Consider the following 1,649-nt stretch of genomic DNA (forward strand, 5'->3'; position numbering starts at 1 on the left):
GCAATGGAGGGAGGAAAGGTTGAGAGGGGGCCTCTTATTTTGAAATTAGCTAGAATGTGAGTCTGTTAAACCTTTATCGAGATATTATGCCCGGTACAGAATTTAACCGGACAGCAATGGTTGAGAATTGAGATCCGATAGCTATCGGGTTGACAATTGACAATTGGTTTGACTTTAGTAATATATTGCTAACAACTAACAACTAACCAACTAACAACCAACTACCCCATTTTCTTCCCAACAATCTGGTGCAGACTTTCAAAAACCAGCTTTCCCATCGTATCACAACTTTTGAAAGCGGGGTTTTTATGATAGGAAGCAAGTTCTTTGCCTAGCTGGATGACTTTTTCTTCCGGTGCGATAGAATCAATATTCATAACTTCAAAAAGATCCTGCAGACGATAGTACCCTGAACGGAAACGGTTAGCGATCAGACTTCTTTCTTCTTCCTGGTATTGCTTCATGGTAGTGAGATCCATATGCTGCATGCCAAGTTGAACAAGAGCCAGATTTTCTTTAAAATAATGCGGAAGGTACATTTTTAACCTTCCTTCATATGATTGCTGATCAAAATCAATTGCTCTGAAACGGTATTGATTGCCTTCAATATCCGGAGTAATATCGACGACGAAATTATAAGAACGCATATCTCCGAGCAACCTCACAAAACACCGCTCATTAAATTTAACGAATTCCTTACAAATACGGATCTGATTGAATTTTGATGTGTTTAGGCTTCGCTTGATAAATTCATCACCCGGAAGACCGGGAATATGTTCTTCAATAAGCGTATTCCCATCCGTCATATAAATAATCCGGTTAGGAGATAATACATGTTCAAGCTCAAGGCCATAGACCCGGGAGGCATCCCCAACTTTGATGTAGAAATGATCATAGTTATCATTCAGGCGGTTGATGATCCGCACCCTGAAAGGCCTTGTATTGGCAAAAGTACAATAATCGATACGCGCTACTGAGAGGTGTTCCATTACAGCGGTATCGCCATCAGTATTCATTAATGCATAGATATAAGTGAGATTAGGGAATAATTCCTTCATCTCACTTTCATCATAATATACAGTATACCAGAGTGTGTCACGTCCTTCCTTATCCCGGAGAGGTGTTTTCAGATTGAACCGAAGTAAATCGGTGTATTGAACAGGTAGTTTTACCTCACGGTCGTATTTTATAAGATAATCACGAAGCCCAGCCCTGATCGGGTAAAGTATTTTTTTCTTTGAGGGGACAATACCTCTGGGCTCCTTTTGTACATGCATTTTTTGTTGTCAGTTGTCGGTTGTCTGTTGTCAGTGAGGTAGTACTAAATTGTCAAATTAATAGTTCATTACCAAATCCATGTCATCCCTCTTCGCGAAGGGCGGATCAGTATGACATCCTCTTTAATTTATAGTACAAACTTAAAATGATTACGATTTTCATTCTCCACTCTCAATTCTCCACTCTCAATTAAATTTCTATTTTATTTCAAACACCGCCCTCATCTGGTAATTGAGCTTGATCTTCTTAAAGTCAATATCAGGCATCGCTGCTTCAGTTGTAGCCATAGCATCCGATTTCATCATCATATTTGCACGATACATGGGCTGAGGGTAATATTCATTATTAATTTCCTGAATTTCCATTGCTCC

1 protein-coding gene is annotated in these 1,649 nt (G+C 39.4%); it reads right to left on the minus strand.

The genetic code is table 11. The features are described from left to right. Positions 1-221: 221 nt before the first annotated feature. A complete protein-coding gene (locus Q8S11_RS08120) occupies positions 222-1,277 on the minus strand; it encodes a hypothetical protein (RefSeq protein ID WP_305661586.1) in 1,056 nt (351 codons plus the stop codon). Between the last annotated feature and the right edge of the window lie 372 nt (positions 1,278-1,649).

This window comes from Daejeonella sp., assembly GCF_030695525.1.
GTDB lineage: Bacteria > Bacteroidota > Bacteroidia > Sphingobacteriales > Sphingobacteriaceae > Daejeonella.

What these genes read in the sequence shown, in the direction of transcription:
- Q8S11_RS08120 (WP_305661586.1), bottom strand. Translation starts at nt 1,277, where the DNA reads ATGCATGTACAAAAGGAGCCCAGAGGTATTGTCCCCTCAAAGAAAAAA.